This window comes from Lentzea jiangxiensis, from assembly GCF_900104175.1.
GTDB classification, from domain to species: domain Bacteria; phylum Actinomycetota; class Actinomycetes; order Mycobacteriales; family Pseudonocardiaceae; genus Lentzea; species Lentzea jiangxiensis.
In genome coordinates this window covers 832,725-851,279 of record NZ_FNIX01000001.1, presented here as the reverse complement: position 1 = coordinate 851,279, position 18,555 = coordinate 832,725, and the positions used below count along the sequence as shown (strand labels likewise).

General features: G+C 70.4%; 15 protein-coding genes. 7 read left to right on the top strand and 8 right to left on the bottom strand.

What is annotated here, in order from left to right:
- The first annotated feature begins 541 nt into the window (after positions 1-541).
- From BLQ91_RS04240 to BLQ91_RS04225, 4 genes are all read left to right on the top strand, one after another.
- Positions 542-1,525: a LacI family DNA-binding transcriptional regulator gene (locus BLQ91_RS04240; RefSeq protein ID WP_090095976.1), complete on the top strand. Its 984-nt coding sequence runs from the start codon at positions 542-544 to the stop codon at positions 1,523-1,525.
- Positions 1,522-2,553 carry a class I mannose-6-phosphate isomerase gene (locus BLQ91_RS04235; RefSeq protein WP_245733090.1) on the top strand — a complete coding sequence of 344 codons (1,032 nt, stop codon included), beginning with the start codon at positions 1,522-1,524 and terminating at the stop codon, positions 2,551-2,553. Before BLQ91_RS04240 ends, BLQ91_RS04235 begins: the two co-directional genes overlap by 4 nt.
- A 265-nt stretch (positions 2,554-2,818) precedes the next feature.
- A complete protein-coding gene (locus BLQ91_RS04230; RefSeq protein WP_090095282.1) occupies positions 2,819-4,345 on the top strand; it encodes an alpha/beta hydrolase in 1,527 nt (508 codons plus the stop codon).
- Between the two features lie 12 nt (positions 4,346-4,357).
- Positions 4,358-5,872 carry an alpha/beta hydrolase gene (locus tag BLQ91_RS04225; protein ID WP_090095281.1) on the top strand — a complete coding sequence of 505 codons (1,515 nt, stop codon included), beginning with the start codon at positions 4,358-4,360 and terminating at the stop codon, positions 5,870-5,872.
- Here the strand turns inward: BLQ91_RS04225 and BLQ91_RS04220 are convergent.
- From BLQ91_RS04220 to wecB, 3 genes are all read right to left on the bottom strand, one after another.
- Entirely contained in the window at positions 5,857-6,471 is a 615-nt protein-coding gene (locus BLQ91_RS04220) for a hypothetical protein (protein ID WP_245733088.1), read from the bottom strand. The two genes, BLQ91_RS04225 and BLQ91_RS04220, sit on opposite strands and share 16 nt — an antisense overlap.
- An 11-nt stretch (positions 6,472-6,482) precedes the next feature.
- On the bottom strand, positions 6,483-8,243 hold the full coding sequence (locus BLQ91_RS04215) for a DUF2334 domain-containing protein (protein WP_218130148.1): 1,761 nt from the start codon (positions 8,241-8,243) through the stop codon (positions 6,483-6,485).
- 276 nt (positions 8,244-8,519) lie between these two features.
- Positions 8,520-9,776 (bottom strand): non-hydrolyzing UDP-N-acetylglucosamine 2-epimerase, encoded by a 1,257-nt coding sequence (wecB, locus tag BLQ91_RS04210; RefSeq protein ID WP_090095277.1) that lies wholly within the window; start codon positions 9,774-9,776, stop codon positions 8,520-8,522.
- Positions 9,777-10,152: 376 nt separating this feature from the next.
- Here wecB and BLQ91_RS04205 point away from each other — a divergent pair, with 376 nt between their 5' ends.
- Positions 10,153-11,448, top strand: a complete 1,296-nt coding sequence (locus tag BLQ91_RS04205) for a glycosyltransferase family 2 protein (RefSeq protein WP_245733085.1) — start codon at positions 10,153-10,155, stop codon at positions 11,446-11,448.
- Here BLQ91_RS04205 and BLQ91_RS04200 read toward each other — a convergent pair.
- The 5 genes from BLQ91_RS04200 to BLQ91_RS04180 form a co-directional block, all read right to left on the bottom strand.
- The gene (locus tag BLQ91_RS04200) at positions 11,445-12,098 is read right to left on the bottom strand and encodes a response regulator (RefSeq protein WP_090095274.1); all 654 of its coding nucleotides are present in this window, start codon (positions 12,096-12,098) and stop codon (positions 11,445-11,447) included. The genes BLQ91_RS04205 and BLQ91_RS04200 overlap by 4 nt on opposite strands.
- Entirely contained in the window at positions 12,089-13,594 is a 1,506-nt protein-coding gene (locus BLQ91_RS04195; RefSeq protein WP_176959558.1) for a GAF domain-containing sensor histidine kinase, read from the bottom strand. The genes BLQ91_RS04200 and BLQ91_RS04195 overlap by 10 nt, the downstream gene beginning before the upstream one ends.
- A gap of 170 nt (positions 13,595-13,764) precedes the next feature.
- Positions 13,765-14,373 (bottom strand): hypothetical protein, encoded by a 609-nt coding sequence (locus BLQ91_RS04190; protein ID WP_090095271.1) that lies wholly within the window; start codon positions 14,371-14,373, stop codon positions 13,765-13,767.
- Positions 14,370-15,320 carry a methylmalonyl Co-A mutase-associated GTPase MeaB gene (gene meaB, locus BLQ91_RS04185; RefSeq protein WP_090095269.1) on the bottom strand — a complete coding sequence of 317 codons (951 nt, stop codon included), beginning with the start codon at positions 15,318-15,320 and terminating at the stop codon, positions 14,370-14,372. The genes BLQ91_RS04190 and meaB overlap by 4 nt, the downstream gene beginning before the upstream one ends.
- Positions 15,321-15,329: 9 nt before the next feature.
- Entirely contained in the window at positions 15,330-16,520 is a 1,191-nt protein-coding gene (locus BLQ91_RS04180; RefSeq protein ID WP_090095267.1) for an acetyl-CoA C-acetyltransferase, read from the bottom strand.
- Positions 16,521-16,645: 125 nt separating this feature from the next.
- Here BLQ91_RS04180 and mce point away from each other — a divergent pair, with 125 nt between their 5' ends.
- Both mce and ccrA read left to right on the top strand, forming a co-directional pair.
- A complete protein-coding gene (mce, locus tag BLQ91_RS04175; RefSeq protein WP_090095265.1) occupies positions 16,646-17,092 on the top strand; it encodes a methylmalonyl-CoA epimerase in 447 nt (148 codons plus the stop codon).
- Between the two features lie 147 nt (positions 17,093-17,239).
- Positions 17,240-18,553, top strand: a complete 1,314-nt coding sequence (gene ccrA / locus BLQ91_RS04170) for a crotonyl-CoA carboxylase/reductase (RefSeq protein ID WP_245733079.1) — start codon at positions 17,240-17,242, stop codon at positions 18,551-18,553.
- The last annotated feature ends 2 nt before the right edge of the window (positions 18,554-18,555 follow it).

Sequence of the window (18,555 nt, the reverse complement as noted above, 5' to 3'; positions counted from 1 at the left end):
GGGCGGTGGGTGGCGGAAGTGGTCCGGTCGGGTGGTTCGGGGGCGGAGTCGGTGCCGGTCCGCTTGGGGTGGCTGGTTGCGGTTCCACCGGGGGTGGTTGCTTTGGGTCCCGCATCGCGCGTGGTTGGGTCATCACCGCTTCGCGACGATTGCGATTGCACCATCACCGCTGGTCAGAGCAGTACGGTCCGGACGCCTCGGCTTCGGCATCGGCTGGCGATCCGACCGGGTGACTGCCGGAGTCGATCCGGGGACCGGGCCGGGGTGCACCGCCGCCGAGCGCGCACCCCGGCCCGGGGGCCTCGAACCGGACGGCGCCGCCGACGCTGTCCGTCACGTGATCATCGCGGAGCGCACACGGTGGAGGTCAAGACCATCGCGCCCACTTGTCCTGTTCCGGACATCAGGGGCCGCGGAGGGGTCCTGGACCGGTCAGGAAGCTGTTGACATCGCCGTAAAGCCGAGGTGAGATACGGCCACTATGACAACGTTGTCCCCCAGCGGACCCGTGGCCGGTCAGCGCAAGGTGCGTCGCGCGACGATGAACGACGTCGCGCGGCTCGCGGGCGTGAGCATCAAGACCGTCTCGCGCGTGGTCAACGACGAGCCGGGTGTGCACCCGTCCACCGCCGAGCGCGTGCTCGCGGCCATCGACCAGCTCGGGTTCCGGCGGAACCTCAGTGCCCGCAACCTGCGCCGGGGGTCGTCCACCGGCACGATCGGGCTGGTGCTGGAGGACGTCGGCAACCCGTTCTACTCCGGCGTGACCCGCGCTGTCGAGGAAATCGCCCGCCTGCGGGGCAGACAGGTGATCTCCGGGTCGTCGGACGAGGACCCCGGGCGCGAGCGCGAGCTGGCGCTGGAGTTCTGCTCCCGCCGCGTCGACGGGCTGCTGATCGTGCCCGCCGGGTTGCAGCACAGCTACCTCGTGCCGGAGATGCGGGCCGGGACGCCCGTGGTGTTCCTGGACCGGCCCGCCGGTGACGTCGTCGCCGACACGGTGCTGGTGGACAACATCGGCGGCACCGTCGAGGCCGTCACGCACCTCGCTGCGCACGGGCACCGGCGCATCGCGTTCCTCGGGGACGCGCCGGACATCTTCACCGCCAACGAGCGCCTGCGCGGGTATCGCGAGGGGTGTGTGCGGGCCGGGATCGGGTACCACGAGGAGCTCGTGGCGATGGGGCCGCACGACGAGAGCAGCGTCGCGACGACGTTGCAGCGGTTGCAGAGCATGCGCGAGCCCGCCACGGCCATCGTGGCCGGCAACAACCGCATCACCGTCTACATCCTGCGCGCGCTCGCGGGAGTCGCGGAACGGCCCGCGCTGGTGGGCTTCGACGACTTCGAACTCGCCGACCTGCTGTCGCCGCCGGTGACCGTGATCGCGCACGACGCGAGCGCGCTCGGCAAGGCGGCCACCGATTTGTTGTTCGCCCGACTGGACGGCGACAACTCACCACCGCGCCGCGTCGTGCTGCCGGTGCGCTTGGTGCCACGAGGATCCGGGGAGGTCCACGCGTGAGTTCTGGTGTGCTCCACCAGCCTGTCAACCTGCCTGCCAACCAGCCGAAGCAGTTCTACCGCGGCGGGGAGGCGATCGCCGCGCTGCGCGGCGGGACGAGCGGCGACTTCGGGCCCGAGGACTGGGTGGCGTCCACGACGACGCTCTACGGACGCAGCGACGCCGGGTTGACGACGTTGCCCAACGGCGTCCTCCTGCGCGACGCCGTGGAGGCGGACCCGGCGGGGTGGCTCGGCGCGGACCACGCGGCGAAGTTCGGCGCTGACACGGCGTTGCTGGTCAAGCTGCTCGACGCGGGGCAGCGCCTGCCGGTGCACTGCCACCCGTCCAACGCTTTCGCGTCCTCGCACCTGAACTGCCGCCACGGCAAGACGGAGGCGTGGATCGTCGTCGGCACGACCGGTCAGAACCCGACCGTCTACATCGGATTCCGCGACGACGTGCCCGCGGACACCGTCGCCGACTGGGTCGCCACGCAGGACACGAAGGCGATGCTCGACGCGCTGAACCCGGTGTGCGTGCGGCCCGGTGACACGGTGTTCGTGCCCGCCGGGGTGCCGCACGCGATCGGCGAGGGCGTGTTCATCGTCGAACTGCAGCAGCCCACCGACTTCTCGGTGACGCTCGAGTGGCAGGGCTTCCTCGACAACGCCGACATCGGCCACCTCGGCCTCGGCTACGACGTCGCGCTCGACTGCGTGGACCGGCAGGGCTGGGGCGGCAGGCTCGAGAAGCTCGTCCGCCAGACGTCCGAGAAGTGGGCGCCGTCGGTCGACCTGCTCGGCGAGGACGCCAACCCGTTCTTCCAGGCCGACCGCCTGCACGTGGAGGGCTCCTTCGCGCTGGAGCCGTCGTTCGCCGTGCTCGTCGTGCTGGAGGGTGCCGGCCAGCTCGGCGGGCTGGAGGTGCACAAGGGCAGCACCGTCGTCGTGCCGCACGCGGCCGGTGAGCTCGGCCTGACCGGTGACCTGGTGGCGATCCGCTGCCGTCCGCCCGTTCTCTCCACTGTGGAGGATGCTCGGCGATGAGCCGGCCGGGCTCCCCCGACGACGCCTCGGCCAGCTCGAAGTACTTCTGCAAGCAGTCCTGCTGATCCACTACGGGACAGGGCCGTTCCTCCTCGCGATGGGCGGCCCTGTTCCGTCGGATGACGTACGTCATCGGGGTTTGCCCGCAACGGCGTAAGACGAGAGTCGTACCCGTTCGCCTCCCAACGGCCGATGCTCCCGCACCCCGGAAGCGATGAGCTGGGGGCACCGGCCGTGTCAGGCCGGCAGAAGGGGGAACAACCCGATGCACCGCGCAGCACTGGCGACGGCGCTGGCCGTCGCCACCTCGGCGAGCCTGCTGGTGGCACCGCAGGCACTCGCCCAACCACCGCAGCGGATCCAGTGGCAGAAGTGCTTCGACCCGCCGCCACCGGGCTTCCCGGCGGGGTCCGAACGGCTGGAGTGCGGCAGCTTCACCGCGCCGATGGACTGGAACAACCCGCGCAACGGCAAGACCATCACGATCGCCGTCAGCCGGCTCACGCCGAAGAACGGCCAGGCGAAGTCCACCGTCTTCACCAACCCCGGCGGCCCCGGCGGACCCGGCCGCACGATGCCGCTGCTCTACCTCGAGCGGCCGAAGCTCAGCGAGAACGCCGAGATCATCGGCATCGACGTGCGTGGCACGGGCGCGAGCAGCAACGTCACGTGCGGCGGCTTCAACACCGACGGGCAGGTCGACCCGCGCGACCGCGGCAAGGCCAACCTCGACCTGCTCTACGGCAGCATGGAGCTGCTCGCCGAGTTCTGCCAGGCCAAGTCCGGCGAGTTCGGCAGGTACGTCTCCACCGACCAGACGGTGAAAGACCTCGACCTGCTGCGCCAGGTGCTCGGCAAGAAGAAGGTCAGCTGGCTCGGCTACTCCGGCGGCAGCTGGATGGGCGCCTACTACGCCACGTACTTCCCGAAGACGCTCGACAGGATCGTGCTCGACTCCAACGTCGACTTCACCCTGCCGTGGCAGCCGATCTTCGACGACTGGGGCATGGCCTTCGAGCGCCGGTTCCGCGTCGACTTCCTGCCGTGGGTGGCGAAGTACGACGACGTCTACCACCTCGGCAAGACCGCGGAGGAGGTGCGCCAGTCCTACGAACGCGCCCGCGCCGAGCTCAACGAGCAGCCCGTCACGCGGCCGGACGGCGTCTACAACGGCGTGACGCTCGACGCGCTGCTGCGCAGCACGCTCTACAGCAAGGGCAGCTTCGCCGAGGGCGCGCGGACGTTCGCGGAACTGGCCGGAACCGTGCCGGCTCCGGTGAACGCGCTGGCCGGCTACCCGGACGCCCAGCTCGGCACCGCCTACTCGATCCTCTGCAACGACACGCCGTTCCGCGGTGACCGCGAGTACCTGGAGCGCGACGGCACGCGGGACGGCGCCAAGTGGCCGCTCGTCGGCTACACGCAGATCGCCGGGCCGTGCGCGTTCTGGGACCGGCCGGACATCCGGCTCAAGCAGCCCACCGGGACCGGTGTCGCGCCGACGCTGATGGTGCAGTCCGTGCGCGACCCCGCCACACCGGTCGAGCAGGCACGGCGGGCGCACCGCAACTTCAAGAACTCCGTGCTGCTCACCGTGGAGGACGAGGGCGACCACGGCATCTACGGCTTCGGCAACCAGTGCGTGGACGACGTCGTCGAGCGCTACCTCGTCGACGGCGTCACGCCGGCCGGGGACCTGAAGTGCCCCGGCGTCCCGCTGCCCGCACCCGGTGAGGCCACGCGGAACTCGCTCACGACGGCACAGCGGCTCGCCACCCGGCTCGGCTGGTAGGAAGGGGAACTCATGCACCGCAGGAGGATCGCGGCGGCACTCGCCGCCGCGACGGCGACATCGCTGCTGATCGCGCCACCGGCGCAGGCGAGCGGGTTCGCCGCGCAGGAGATCAAGTGGCAGAAGTGCACCGACGAGCCGGGCTTCGAACGGCTGGAGTGCGGCAGCTTCACCGCGCCGATGGACTGGGACGACCCGCGCAACGGCAAGACCGTCACGATCGCGGTCAGCCGCACGGTTCCCTTGAACGGCAAGGCGAAGACCGCCGTCTTCACCAATCCCGGCGGACCGGGCGGCGCCGGGCGGACGCTGCCGCTGGTCTACCTGAACCGGCCGAAGCTCAGCGAGAACGCCGAGGTCTACGGCATCGACGTCCGCGGCACGGGTGCCAGCAGCAACGTCACGTGCGGCGGGTTCGACACCCTCGGCTCGACGGACCCGCGCGACCGCAGCAGGGCGAACCTCGACCTGATCCACAGCGGCATGGAGCTGCAGGCGAAGTTCTGCCAGACCAAGTCCGGCGAGTTCGGCCGGTACGTCACCACCGAGCAGACCGTGAAGGACCTGGACCTGCTGCGCCAGGTGCTCGGGCGCAAGAAGGTCGACTGGCTCGGCTACTCCGGCGGCAGCTGGATGGGCGCCTACTACGCCACGTACTTCCCGAAGACGCTCGGCAAGATCGTCCTGGACTCGAACACGGAGTTCACCGCGCCGTGGCAGACGGTGTTCGGCGACTTCGGCATGGGCTTCGAACGGCGGTTCCGCGTCGACTTCCTGCCGTGGGTGGCGAAGTACGACGACGTCTACCACCTCGGCAAGACCGCGGAGGAGGTGCGCCAGTCCTACGAACGCACCCGCGCCAAGCTCAACGAGCAGCCCGTCACGCTGCCGGACGGCACGTACTACGCGGTCACCCTGGACCTGGTGCTCATCCAGGGCCAGTACAGCAAGTACGCCTTCGACGGTGCCGCGCGCAAGCTGGCCGAACTGGCCGGTGCGGTGCCCGTGCAGGTGACGGCGCAAGCGAGCTACCCGGACGCGCAGAACGCCACCCTGCACACCATCCTGTGCAACGACACGAAGTTCCGCGGTGGCCGGGAGTACCTGGAACGCGACGGCACCCGGGACGGCGCGAGGTGGCCGCTCATGGGCTACTACCAGATCATGGGCCCGTGCGCGTTCTGGGACCGGCCGGACGTGAACCTGAAGCGCCCCGACGGGATCGGTGTCGCACCGTCTTTGATGGTGCAGTCCGTGCGCGACGCACCGACACCGGTGGAGGGAGCGCGCAAGGCGCACGCCGGGTTCGCCGGCTCGCGGATGCTCACCGTGCGGGACGAGGGCGACCACGGCATCTACGGGTTCGACAACGCCTGCGTCAACGACGTCGTCGAGCGCTACCTCGTCGACGGCGTCACGCCGCCCGGCGACCTGTCCTGCCCCGGCGTGCCGCTGCCCGAACCGGGTGCGCGGCAGGCCGGTCCGCTGGAGCAGGCGCGGAGGCTCGCGGTTCAGCTCGGCTGGTGAACCTCCAGCACGGCCTGGGAGAACGTCGTGCACCAGGCGCTTCCGGTGAAGTCCGGCCCCGTCTCCTCACCCAGGTAGAGGTCGATGTGCCGGTCGCCGCCGAGACCCGGCGTGAACTCGTCGGTGATCTCCCAGGCCGAGGACGCGAGCTTGCGGCACACGGCGGCGTCGACTTCACCGCCCTCCGGCGTCCGTCCACAGGAGATCAGCTTGACGCGTGAACCGGTCCTCACCCCGTCGGCGGCGGCCGAGACGAAGGGCCGGAGGGGTCTGCCGAACGAGTCGCGCGGCTCGGTGTCGAGCCAGTAGCCCGAGTCGTGCGACCAGTTGAGGTACCGGCCGTCCGCCGTGCGGCCGGTACCTTCGTCCCGCACCGCCTTCGCGAACGACTGCGGGAAGGTGCCGAGCAGGTCCTCGCCGTTCTCGCAGTCGATGACCGGGCATCCGCGCACGGGCACCGCCGGTCCGCCGTGGAACGCCTCCACGGCGGTGTAGTAGACGGTGACCTGCCAGCCCTCGTCCGTGCCGCCGGACCGGGGCGGCGCGACCTGACCGGCGGAACACCCCGCCAGCAGCAGCACCACCCACACCCAGCGCACGTGACCTCCGATCAGCCCGCCATCACGGTGCCGACGGACACGAACCGGTAGCCCGCGCTCTTCAGCCCCGAGACGGTCTGCTGCAGGTACCCGGTACCGAGGTACGGGTGGTAGAAGAAGCTCGCGACACCATCATCGACCACCTTGAGCTGTCGCGCCGTCCCGACCAGGTCGGCCGGCAGGCGCGCGGGGTGGTTGTTGAACGGCTCGGGCTCGACGTTGCCCACCGCCTCCGGCGCCACGACGGAGCCGTAGGCGTCGCGGACCAGGTACGGGAAGTACTGGCCGTAGATCTTGTCGTACTGCGGCGCACCCGTTCCGCAGGCACCGTTCGGGCAGTACCCGGCGAAGTACAGGCCGCGGTCGTAGCGCTTGCCGAAGTTCTGCTGGACGACCTGGTAGTCGACGGCCGACGCGGCGTAGTGCGGCGGCTCGAAGATGGCCGGACGGGGGAAGCCCGCCGCCGCCAACGCCGAGGTCGCCGAGTCGATCCTACCCTGCATCCAGGCCGCCGAGTCACCGGGGACCGGACCGTCGTAGATGACGCTGTCGTTCTGGTCGACGTGGGCCGTGTAGAACTCGAAGTCGTTGCCGCTGCGGCCGTCGTACGGGTTGACGAGCTTCCCGAACTGGTGCGTGTAACCGTGCATCAGGATCGTGCCGCCGCGCTGGACCATGTACTTCAGCGCGTTCACGACCTGCGGGCGCTGTGCCAGGTCGGCCGCCTCCGGCACGCCGCCGTTGTCGGCGCCGAGCGGGTTCTCGAAGCGCGGGTAGACCGCGATGCCGAACGGGACGTTCTGCGACCTCAGGTAGTCGGCGATCGCGCGCAGCTCGTTCGGGTCGGCGTCGGGGCCGACGTCCTCGATGCGCACCAGCGCCCGCTTGCGGTCGGCCATCGCCGGGTTCGAGACCCTGCTGATCAGGTCCGCCGCGGCGAGGTAGCGGTCGCCGTGGTCGACGTAGCTGAACGGGACCTCGCCGATGTAGGTGAGGTTCTTCGCCTTGGTGGCCCAGTTGATCGGACCGGCCGCCGAACCGGTCGCGACCGCCGGCACGGACGCGATGGCCGGGTCCGCGATCGAGGTGATCATCAGACCGGACGGCGTCGCGAGCGGGCTGCGGCCCAGGTCCGTGTTCTCGTACCGGACGGTGGTCGCCGCGCCGGTGTCGTACCGCACCCAGTTCCAGCCGTAGGTCGCCCGGAAGTTCGGCGCACGGGCGGTGAGCTGCCAGATGTTGTGCGCCATCCACAGCACCGGCCTGCTGCCCGCGAGCACGTCGTCGAGGAACGAGACGGGAATCGGCTCGTCGTAGGTCGAGCCGATGTAGATCACGCCGGTGTAGCCGGACATCTCCCCCGCGACGTACGAGCCGACCGGGTGCATGACGTACGGGCTGCCGTGCGAGGCGAGGTTGCCCGCCTGCACCGCGTACGCCTCACCCAGCCACGCCCAGGGACCGGTGCTGTCGTAGAGGATCAGCGTCTTCTGCGACGCGTTCGCCCCCGGTGCGCCCCCGCCGTTCGTGCCCGCCGCGGACGAGACGCCGAGCACCGTCGAGACCACACCGGGCTGTGTGGTGCGCTGGGCGACGCGCGTGCTCGTCGCGGACGGCTCCCTGTCCGTCAGCGGAGGCGCGGGCAACGCGCTCTCGACCAGTTCACCGGCGGCGTCCGGGGCCAGCGGGAGGGGTGCGGCCTGGACGGGAGCGGGAACCATCGCGACCGCCAGGGCAACCCCGGCGGCCACCTCGAGAAGTCTGGCCTTCATCGGAACTCCAATCGGATGCTGCCCGTCGAGGTGGTGGCGGACTTCGCACGCCCGAGCCCGTCGGCGGGTGGACTGGTTGTGCCCCGCAAGCCGGTGACACGTGCTGGGTCGTCATCCTGTGAGGCGTCGGTCGCAGCCTGTGGAGACGGTGCCGGACCAATCCGGCACCAGTCGGCGCGGCATCTGCCGGAACCTCCCTCCGGGGGAGACGGAAGCGGGAAACACCGGCTGTGAAGCCGATGAGCGCTTCCCCGTCGTGAGGCGGGGAAGCGGAGGTCAAGCCACATCCACCTCTCCGGGCAGGCGCACGGTCGCGCTGCCCGCGTAGGGAGCGAACTCGTCGGGGCGCTGCTGTTGCATGCCCAGCAGCCAGGCGAGCGCCTGTTCGGTGCGCACGGAGGCGAGGCCGTCGCCGAACGGGTTGCCGTCCGCGGTCATCGCCTGGCGCGCGGACGGGGTGTCGAGCAGGCGCAGGGTGAGCGACGTGATCCGCTCGCGGTCGGTGCCGACGAGCACGGCGCAGCCCGCGTTCACGGCCTCCATGCGCTCGGTCACGTCGCGCAGCACCAGGGCCGGGACGCCGAACGACGGCGCCTCCTCCTGGATGCCGCCCGAGTCGGACAGCACCAGCGTGCACTGCGCGAGCAGCCGGGCCATCTGCGCGTACGGCAGCGGGTCGGTGATCGTGACGCGGCCGACGCCGCCGAGCACGTCCACGACCTGCGCGCGCACGGCGGGGTTCGGGTGCGCGGGCAGCACGACCTCGACGTCGGGGCGCGCCCGCACGACGTCCTCCACGGCGTGCAGCACGCGGTCGAGCGGCTCACCCCACGACTCGCGCCGATGCGTGGTGACGAGAACCAGCCGGGACTGCCCGCCGTGGACACGGTTTTCGAGTTGCTGCAGCCGGGCGTCGCTGTAGGGGGCGCGCCGGGCGGCGACGTCCAGCACGGCGTCCACCACGGTGTTGCCGATGGTGAGGACGTTGTTGCCTTGCAGGGACTCCGCTGCGAGGTGCGCGGCGGCGTCGGCGGTGGGGGTGAGGTGCAGCGACGCGAGCTGACCGACCATCTTGCGGTTCCCCTCCTCGGGGAACGGCGAGGTGAGGTCGTGCGAGCGCAGGCCTGCCTCGAGGTGCACGACGGGGACCTGCCTCCAGAACGCGACGAGAGCGCCCGCGAGCGTCGTCGTCGTGTCGCCCTGCACGAGCACCGCGCCGGGTACGCGTTCGGTGAAGAGCCGGTCGAACTCCTCGATCAGCTGGCTGGTCAGCTCGGCCTGACCACCCGTGACGCGGTTGAGCTCGAGCGTCACGTCCGCGGCGAAGCCGAACGACTCGAGCGCCTGGTCGACCATCTCGGGGTGCTGCCCCGAGTTCACCAGCACGGGCCGGATCCGGCCGACGGCGTACATGGCGGCGGCGACCGGTGCCATCTTCACTGCTTCCGGACGTGTTCCCGCCACCAGGAGAACTTCGGGAACCTCACCCCGGTGGAACTGCCGGGGGCCGGGCACCAGGGCACTTGGACCCATCTTGTACCTCTTCGTGCTACTCGGGCACGCGCGGCGAACGTGCGCCAATACGCACAGCGACTCGGTGGTCGCCGACAATCAACCGGTATCCGCTCGCGCGGGTACCGCCACCTCGGTGATCAACAATGCGAACCTCGTGTAACAAAGGCGCATTGGTCCTCGATATGGCCGGTTGACGCTCTGCTTCGTCAACTCCTGGTCTCGCCACCAACACCAGCTCCTGGCCCTGCTGTCCGGTATCTCGCACCGGTCCAGCGCATCGTTACCAGGAGCTCGGAATGGCTGAACTCCACATCTCGACCACTGTTGTTGTCAGCGCAACCGATTTTGCGAACAGGTTCGTGCCATGACGGAAACGACACAACTAGCCGCAGTCATGCTCGTCTTGCTCTTGTTCTGGCCCGGTTACAACCTGGTGCTCGCGCTGTTCGTCTGGTGCCGTCCGAAAGCGCGCAGAGCGGAAGTTCCGGCACGGGACCCGTTGCAGTACTGGATCATCATTCCGGCGTTGAACGAGGAACGCGTCGTAGCCAACACGGTGCGTTCCGCACTCGCATTGGACGGCGCTCGCACACCGGTTCAGGTCGTCGTCGTGGACGACGGTTCCGACGACGGCACACCGCGCGTCCTGGCCGAGATCGACGACCACCGCCTGCACGTGCTGAGGCGCACTCTCCCGGATGCCCGCAGGGGCAAGGGCGAGGCGCTGAACCACGCGTACCGCTACGTCCGCGGCATCGCCGAGGAGGCCGGCACGGTCCACTGCACGATCATCGGCGTGATCGACGGCGACGGCCGCGGTGAGCCCGGCATGCTGACCGAGATCTCCTCATACTTCGCGCGGCGGAGCGTCGGCGCGGTGCAGTGCCGTGTCCGGATCCACAACCGCACCACCCTGCTGGCGTTCCTGCAGGACCTGGAGTTCGGCTGCGTGGTGGACGCCTCGCAGTCGCTGCGGGACCTCGTCGGCACGGTCGGTCTCGGCGGCAACGGGCAGTTCGTGCGGCTGTCGACGTTGACCGGCCTCGGCGACGCGCCGTGGTCGGCCTGCCTGGTCGAGGACCTGGAGCTGGGGCTGCGCGTGCACCTGACGGGCCGGCGGATCCGCTACGCCGCGTACGCGACGATCACCCAGCAGGGCCTGGTCGACGTGAAGCGGTTGCTGCGCCAGCGCACCCGGTGGGGCCAGGGCAACCTGCAGTGCCTGCGGTACGTGCCGAAGCTCGTCCGGGCCAAGAGCGTCGGATCGGTCGCGCTGCTCGAGTTCCTGCAGTACCTGCTGACGCCGTGGCTGGTGGCGCCGATGACGTTGCTCATCACCGCGCTGATGGGCGTGAACTTCTACGCGCAGTTCAGCGGCCACGAGTTCGCCGGGTTCACCGCGAACGGCTCGGACGCCCTGCCGGCGCTGGGGATCTGGCTGGTGGCCTTGGTGCTGCCCGGCCTGGTCTGGGGCGTCGTGCACCGCCTCAGGAACCACGACGAGCCGCTGCCGCGGTGCCTGCTCGTGGGTCTCGCGTACCCGGCGTTCCTGGTCCTGGGCTCGTTCTCGACGTCGCGGGCGCTGTACCGGCACTTCGCCCGGCGCACCACGTGGGCGAAGACGGAACGCCTGGCGGAGAAGGAGGTTCCGGCCCCGGTCGCCCCGCAGCCGGTCCCGAAGATCGCCTAGAAGGTGCCGGGGTGGGCGCGTCTGCGCCGGGCCGCGTAGACGCCCGCCTCCGTGCGGCGGTCGAAGCCGAGCTTGTGCAGCAGGCTCGACACGTAGTTCTTGACGGTCTTCTCCGCGAGGAACAGCCTGTTCGCGATCTGCCGGTTCGTCATGCCCTCGGCGATGAGGTCGAGGATCCGGCGTTCCTGCGGGCTGAGCGCGGCGTAGCGCGGGTCCTCCTCCGGCCCGCCCCGCAGCCGTTGCAGCACGGTCGCGGTGACGCCGGCGTGCAGGAGCGACCCGCCGGAGGCCAGGGTGCGGACCGCGGCGACGAGGTCGTTGCCCGACACCTCCTTGAGCATGTACCCGGACGCACCGGCCATGATCGCGCCGAACAGCGCTTCGTCGTCGGAGTAGGACGTGAGCATCAGGCACGCGGGCGGCGGCTGCACCAGGCTCCTGATCTCCCGGCACACCGTGACGCCGTCGCCGTCGGGCAACCGCACGTCGATGATCGCCACGTCGGGCCGCAGCCGCGGCGCCTGCGTGACGGCGGCCGTCGCGCTGTCGGCCTGCCCCACGACGTCGATGTCCTCCGCCTGCGCGAGCAGCTGCACCAGCCCGCGCCGCACGATCTCGTGGTCGTCCACCAAGAGCACCGCTATCGCCATCTCGCCTCCTGCAGCACCAGCGGGACGAACCAGGTGATGCTCACCCCCGCCCCGGGGATCGAGTCCACCGCGCAGTCGCCGTGGTGGCGCCGCGCCCGAGCCGCCATGTTCGCGAGCCCGCCCGCGTGGTGGGGCGCGCCCGCCGGATCGTCAGCCACCGGCAAGCCACGGCCGTCGTCCTTGACGAGCAGCTCCAGGCTCGTGACCGTGCGGTCGACGCTGACGGCGACAGCGACGTGCTGCGCCCCCGCGTGCCGCACGACGTTGGCGAGGGCCTCCCGGAGGGTGGCCAGCAGGTCGGGCCTGACCTCGTCGGGCACGACCGTGTCGAGCGGTCCCTCCAGCGAGACGTCCGGGTCGAAGCCGAGCAGCCGCGCCGACTCGTGCACCGCGGTGAGCAGCTGACCGCGCAGGCTCGTGCTGCCCGACGGCGGTTCCTGCAGCGAGAAGATGGTGCGGCGGATCTCGCGGATCGTGTGGTCGACCTCCTCGACGAACCCGCTGATCCGCTCGGTGAGCTGCGGCTTCGCGCTCATGCCGGTCAGCCCCTGCAAGCCGAGGCCGAGCCCGAAGAGCCTCTGGATGACCAGGTCGTGCAGATCGCGCGCGATGCGGTCGCGGTCCTCCAGCACCGCGACCCGTTCGGTGTCGCCCTGCGCCTTCGTGAACTCGAGGACGAGCGCGGCCTGAGCGGCGAACGCCTCGATGAGCTCGGGGTCGTCGAAGCTCGGCTCGTTCTTCGGCCGCGCGACGATGAGCACGCCGATCGTCCTGTCCCCCACCGTCAGCGGCACGACGGCGCACGGCCCCGGCACCGTCGGGACGGTGCCCTCGTCGTGGCACTCGGCCCGGCCCGACTCGTAGACGCGGTAGCTGACCGTGCCCTCCTTGGGCACGCGCATGCCCTCGGCGTCGTACGCGCCGCCGTCGGTCACCTCGATGACGAGGTCGCCGTTGTGGTCCGGGAGCACGACGGCCGCGAAGTCCGCGTTCGCGGTCCGGCGCGCCGTCTGCGCGACGAGGTAGAGCGCGTCCCTGCCGTTCGTGCCGGTGAGGAGGTTCGTCGTGACCTCGGCGGCCGCCCGCAGCCAGACCTCGCGCTTGCGGGTCTGCTCGTAGCGGTCGAGGTGCCCCACGGCCGAGCCCGCCGCGGTGGCGATGGCGGCGAGGACGTCCCTGTCCTGGGCGGTGAACTGCGGTTTCCCGCTCAGGAAGAGGTTGCCGAAGGTGTCGTCCTGGACCTTGACGGCGGCGCCCAGGAAGTCGGCCGCGCCGATGGAGCGAGGATCGCCGGCGGTGATCCGGACCTGGCCGTCGGCGGTGAACTCGGCCAGCTCCTTGTGGCCGTCGACCACCGCCAGGGCGCCGTACGGGGCACCGGTCAGCTCGCAGGCGGACTCGACCACGTGGCGGAGCAGGTCGGGGAGCGTGTCGTCCTCGGCGAACGAGAGGACGACGTCGAGGACGCGCTGTTCAGTGCTCACGTTGCCGCCCACGGCTTCACCCCCTTGGGGGCTCGAAGGACACCACACGAACGACTGAGGGTAACTCCACTGAGTAGTCAAGCGGGAGACCATCACTGCAAGCAGTGAAATCAGGGGCTACCCAGAGTGGGAGTGAGTGGACAGCGGGGGTGAAGGCTGCGCGGGTTGGCCTGGCCTGGCCGTCAGTGCAGGCCGACGGTGAAGCCCTCGTCGAGCACCCCGCGGTAGATCGACGGCGCGAAGGTGCGCAGGCCGTGGTCCAGGGGTGCGATGAAGCCCGCCGAGTCGCCCAGGGGCAGGCGGTAGCCGTTCTGCACGCGGTGGAACTCCCACAGGGGTTCCATGGTCGGGTGTGCCGGGCGGAACCGGTGCGGGTCGCGCGGGTGCAGGTCGACGCGGACCAGGGTGCGGCGGACCAGGGCGTCGGCGAGCTGGACCGCTCGTTCCCGGGTCCGGGAGATCGAGATCGCGCCCAGTTCCTGCCAGGTCACGGCCCACGGGGCGCCCTGCGGGTCGTCGAGGCGGATGCCCTGGTGCTCGATGACGAGCTTGCGGGGGCGGGAGATGGTCTTCCACTTCACCACGGCCATGACGCCGATGCCGGTGAACGCGATGCCGATGACGGCCGCGATGCTGCCGCCGACCGGTTCGCCGTCGAGGAAGGCGGTGACGGCGCCGACCAGGGCGAGGACGCCCAGGACTCCGGCCACGGAGCCGCCGATCAGGACTTTGCGGGTGTCGCTCTTGCCGAGGTCCAGGACGACGGGCTGAGGCGCTCCCCAAGCGGTCATGGCCGCAGGTTACCGCTGATCAGCATCTCCGCGGCGGCGAACGGGTCCAGTTCGCCCTCGACCACGCGCTCCGCCAGCTGGCCGGCCGGGCCGAGGCGGGTGCGGACGCGCTCCACGGCCAGCGCCTCGATCTCGGCTCCCGCCCGGCGGAGGCGGCGTTCCCGCAGCTCGCCGTGGGTGGTCATCCAGGTGTGGTGGTCCGCGATCGCCTCGACGACGCGGTCGACGCCCTCCATGCGGGCGGCGACCGTCTTGACGACCGGGACGCGCCAGGACGGGCCTTCCCGGTCGCGTCGGCCCAGGGAGATCATGTACTTCAGGTCGCGGGCCGTCTGGTCGGCGCCGTCGCGGTCGGCCTTGTTGACGACGAAGACGTCGGCGATCTCCAGGATGCCCGCCTTCGCGGCCTGGATGCCGTCGCCCATGCCCGGTGCCAGGAGCACGACCGTCGTGTCGGCCAGGGCGACCACCTCGACCTCGGACTGACCCACGCCGACCGTTTCCACCAGGATCACGTCGAAGCCGGCCGCGTCGAGCACGCGCAGGGCCTGCGGGGTGGCCCAGGCGAGGCCGCCGAGGTGGCCTCGCGTGGCCATCGAGCGGATGAAGACGCCCTGGTCGGTCGCGTGGTCGCCCATCCGGACGCGGTCGCCGAGCAGTGCGCCGCCGGAAAAAGGGCTCGACGGGTCGACGGCGATGACCGCCACGCGCTTGCCCTGGTCGCGGTAGGCGCGGACGAGGGCGTTGGTGGAGGTCGACTTGCCGACGCCGGGGGCGCCGGTCAGGCCGACCACCCGGGCGTGGCCCGTGTGGGGAGCCAGGGCGGCGGCCACCTCCGGGAGGCGGGCGCTGCCCTGTTCCACCAGGGAGATCAGCCTGGCGACCGCGCGCGGCTCGCCGTCACGCGCGCGGTCGACCAGTCCTGGTACGTCAACAGCCGCGGCCACAGGCCGGCACTAGGCCTTGGCGGGCACGCGGATGATCAGGGCGTCGCCCTGGCCACCACCACCGCAGAGCGCCGCGGCACCCACGCCGCCGCCACGCCGCTGCAGCTCCAGGGCGAGGTGCAGGGCGATGCGGGCGCCGGACATGCCGATCGGGTGGCCGAGCGCGATGGCGCCGCCGTTGACGTTGACCTTGTCCTCCGGGATGCCGAGCTCGCGGGAGGAGACGATGCCGACCGCCGCGAACGCCTCGTTGATCTCGACGAGGTCGAGGGAGGCGGGGTCGATGCCCTCCTTGGCGCAGGCGGCCTTGATGGCGTTCGACGGCTGCTCGTGCAGCGAGGCGTCCGGGCCCGCGACGACACCGTGGGCGCCGATCTCCGCGATCCACTCCAGGCCCAGCTCCTCGGCCTTGGCCTTGCTCATCACGACGACCGCGGCCGCGCCGTCGGAGATCTGCGACGCCGAGCCCGCGGTGATGGTGCCGTCCGCGGCGAACGCCGGGCGCAGCTTGCCGAGGGTGTCGGCGGTCGTGTCGCCGCGGACGCCCTCGTCGGTCGAGAACAGGACCGGGTCGCCCTTGCGCTGCGGGATCTCGACCGGCGCGATCTCGGCGTCGAACACGCCGTTCCCGGCGGCCTTGGCGGCGAGCTGGTGCGAACGCGCGGAGAACGCGTCCTGCTCCTCGCGGGTGATGCCGTAGCGGCTGTTGTACTTCTCGGTCGAGACGCCCATGGCGACCTGGTCGAACGCGCAGAACAGGCCGTCGTGCGCCATGTGGTCGACCATCGTCACGTCGCCGTACTTGTAGCCGCTGCGGGTCTTCGGCAGCAGGTGCGGCGCCTGGGTCATCGACTCCTGGCCACCGGCCACGACGACGTCGAACTCACCGGCGCGGATCAGCTGGTCGGCCAGCGCGATCGCGTCGATGCCGGACAGGCAGACCTTGTTGATGGTCAGCGCGGGAACGCTCATGGGGATGCCGGCGGCCACCGCGGCCTGGCGGGCGGGGATCTGGCCCGCGCCTGCCGTGAGCACCTGGCCCATGATCACGTACTGCACCTGCTCGGGGGCGACGCCCGCGCGCTCCAGTGCCGCCTTGATCGCGACGCCACCCAGCTGGGCGCCCGAGAAGTCCTTGAGCGATCCCAGCAGTCGGCCCATCGGGGTGCGCGCCCCGGCGACGATCACGGAACCGGACACAACTGCCTCCATTGGAAGAGCGAACGGTCGTTAACTAGGCACCATACCGGCGGCTACCCGGCGGTAATCGTGTGAGACCCCGCACAGGAGCACCTGCACCGATCACGTGGATACCCTCGCCAACCATGAACGCAGAACTCGCTCGATTCGTGACCGCGATCGACCACGTGGGCATCGCCGTGCCCGATCTCGACGTAGCCATCGCGTTCTACCGCGACAACTTCGGCCTCGAGGTGGCCCACGAGGAGGTCAACGAGGAGCAGGGCGTGCGCGAGGCGATGCTGCACGCGCCCGGCGACCACGGCGGCACCGCGATCCAGCTGCTGGCGCCGCTGAACGAGGACTCCACGATCGCGAAGTTCATCGGCCGTTCGGGCCCCGGCCTGCAGCAGCTGGCCTACCGGGTGTCCGATGTGGACGTCGCGGCCGACGCGCTGCGGGCCAAGGGGCTGCGCCTGCTCTACGACGCGGCCAAGCGCGGCACGTCGAACAGCCGGGTCAACTTCGTGCACCCGAAGGACGCGGGCGGCGTGCTCATCGAGCTGGTCGAACCCGCCGCGACGGGGCACTGACACCGCGGTTTCCGGCCGAATCCCCCGCGCCGTCCGCCGTCCGGGTTGTTCCGAGTGGAATCCCTCACAAGCGGGATTCTGAATCGGTTACCCATGAGTAACCTCCGGCAACCTGCGACTATCCCTCACTCGGGAAGGAATGCCGCCGTGCAGAAGATCCTTGACGCGATCCTGGCCGACGAGCTGGACGCGATCGGTTCCTTGGACGTTCCGGAGAGTTATCGGGGCGTGACGGTGCACGCGGACGAGGCCGACATGTTCGCCGGCCTCGAGACGCGGGACAAGGACCCGCGCAAGTCGCTGCACGTGGACGAGGTCGCCACGCCGGAGCTCGGTCCCGGCGAGGCGCTGGTGGCCGTCATGGCCTCCGCGATCAACTACAACACCGTGTGGACCTCGATCTTCGAGCCGGTGTCCACGTTCGGCTTCCTGAGGAAGCTGGGCGGCCGCCACGACCTGCCGTACCACGTCGTGGGATCGGACCTGGCCGGCGTCGTCGTGCGCGTCGGGCCCGGTGTCACGGCGTGGAAGCCGGGCGACCGCGTCGTGGCGCACTGCCTCGACGTGCCGCTGGAGGCGCCGGACGGCCACAACGACACGATGCTCGACCCCCAGCAGCGGATCTGGGGCTTCGAGACGAACTTCGGCGGCCTCGCCGACCTCGCGCTGGTGAAGTCGAACCAGCTGATGCCGATGCCGAAGCACCTCACGTGGGAGGAGGCGGCGTCGCCGGGCCTGGTGAACTCCACCGCGTACCGGCAGCTGGTGTCGACCAACGGCGCGAACATGAAGCAGGGCGACACCGTCCTGATCTGGGGCGCGTCCGGCGGGCTCGGCTCGTACGCCACGCAGTTCGCGCTGAACGGCGGCGCGACGCCGATCTGCGTCGTCTCCTCCCCGGAGAAGGCGGAGATCGTCCGTTCGATGGGCGCCGAACTGATCATCGACCGCTCCGCCGAGGGCTACCGGTTCTGGAAGAACGAGCACGAGCAGGACCCGCGCGAGTGGAAGCGCTTCGGCGCGAAGATCCGCGAGCTGACCGGCGGCGAGGACCCGGACATCGTGTTCGAGCACCCCGGCCGTGAGACGTTCGGCGCGTCGGTGTTCGTCGCGCGCAAGGGCGGCAAGATCGTGACGTGCGCGTCGACCTCCGGGTACATGCACCAGTACGACAACCGCTACCTGTGGATGAACCTCAAGCACATCCTGTCGTCCCACTTCGCGAACTACCGCGAGGCGTGGGAGGCGAACCGCTTGATCGCCAAGGGAAAGATCCACCCGACGGTGTCCAAGGTGTACTCAATGGACGAAACGGGCCAGGCCGCGCACGACGTCCACCGCAACGCGCACCAGGGCAAGGTCGGCGTGCTGTGCCTTGCGCCGGAAGAGGGTTTGGGTGTGCTTGATCACGAACTGCGCGCGAAGCACCTCACAGCTATCAATCGATTCCGGGGTGTGTGACC

Excerpts from the sequence above, each read along its gene's own strand:
- BLQ91_RS04240 (WP_090095976.1), top strand. The coding sequence starts at position 542 with ATGAACGACGTCGCGCGGCTCGCGGGCGTGAGCATCAAGACCGTCTCG.
- BLQ91_RS04230 (WP_090095282.1), top strand. The coding sequence starts at position 2,819 with ATGCACCGCGCAGCACTGGCGACGGCGCTGGCCGTCGCCACCTCGGCG.
- BLQ91_RS04225 (WP_090095281.1), top strand. The coding sequence starts at position 4,358 with ATGCACCGCAGGAGGATCGCGGCGGCACTCGCCGCCGCGACGGCGACA.
- BLQ91_RS04215 (WP_218130148.1), bottom strand. The coding sequence starts at position 8,243 with ATGAAGGCCAGACTTCTCGAGGTGGCCGCCGGGGTTGCCCTGGCGGTC.
- wecB (WP_090095277.1), bottom strand. The coding sequence starts at position 9,776 with ATGGGTCCAAGTGCCCTGGTGCCCGGCCCCCGGCAGTTCCACCGGGGT.
- BLQ91_RS04205 (WP_245733085.1), top strand. The coding sequence starts at position 10,153 with ATGCTCGTCTTGCTCTTGTTCTGGCCCGGTTACAACCTGGTGCTCGCG.
- BLQ91_RS04200 (WP_090095274.1), bottom strand. The coding sequence starts at position 12,098 with ATGGCGATAGCGGTGCTCTTGGTGGACGACCACGAGATCGTGCGGCGC.
- BLQ91_RS04190 (WP_090095271.1), bottom strand. The coding sequence starts at position 14,373 with ATGACCGCTTGGGGAGCGCCTCAGCCCGTCGTCCTGGACCTCGGCAAG.
- mce (WP_090095265.1), top strand. The coding sequence starts at position 16,646 with ATGAACGCAGAACTCGCTCGATTCGTGACCGCGATCGACCACGTGGGC.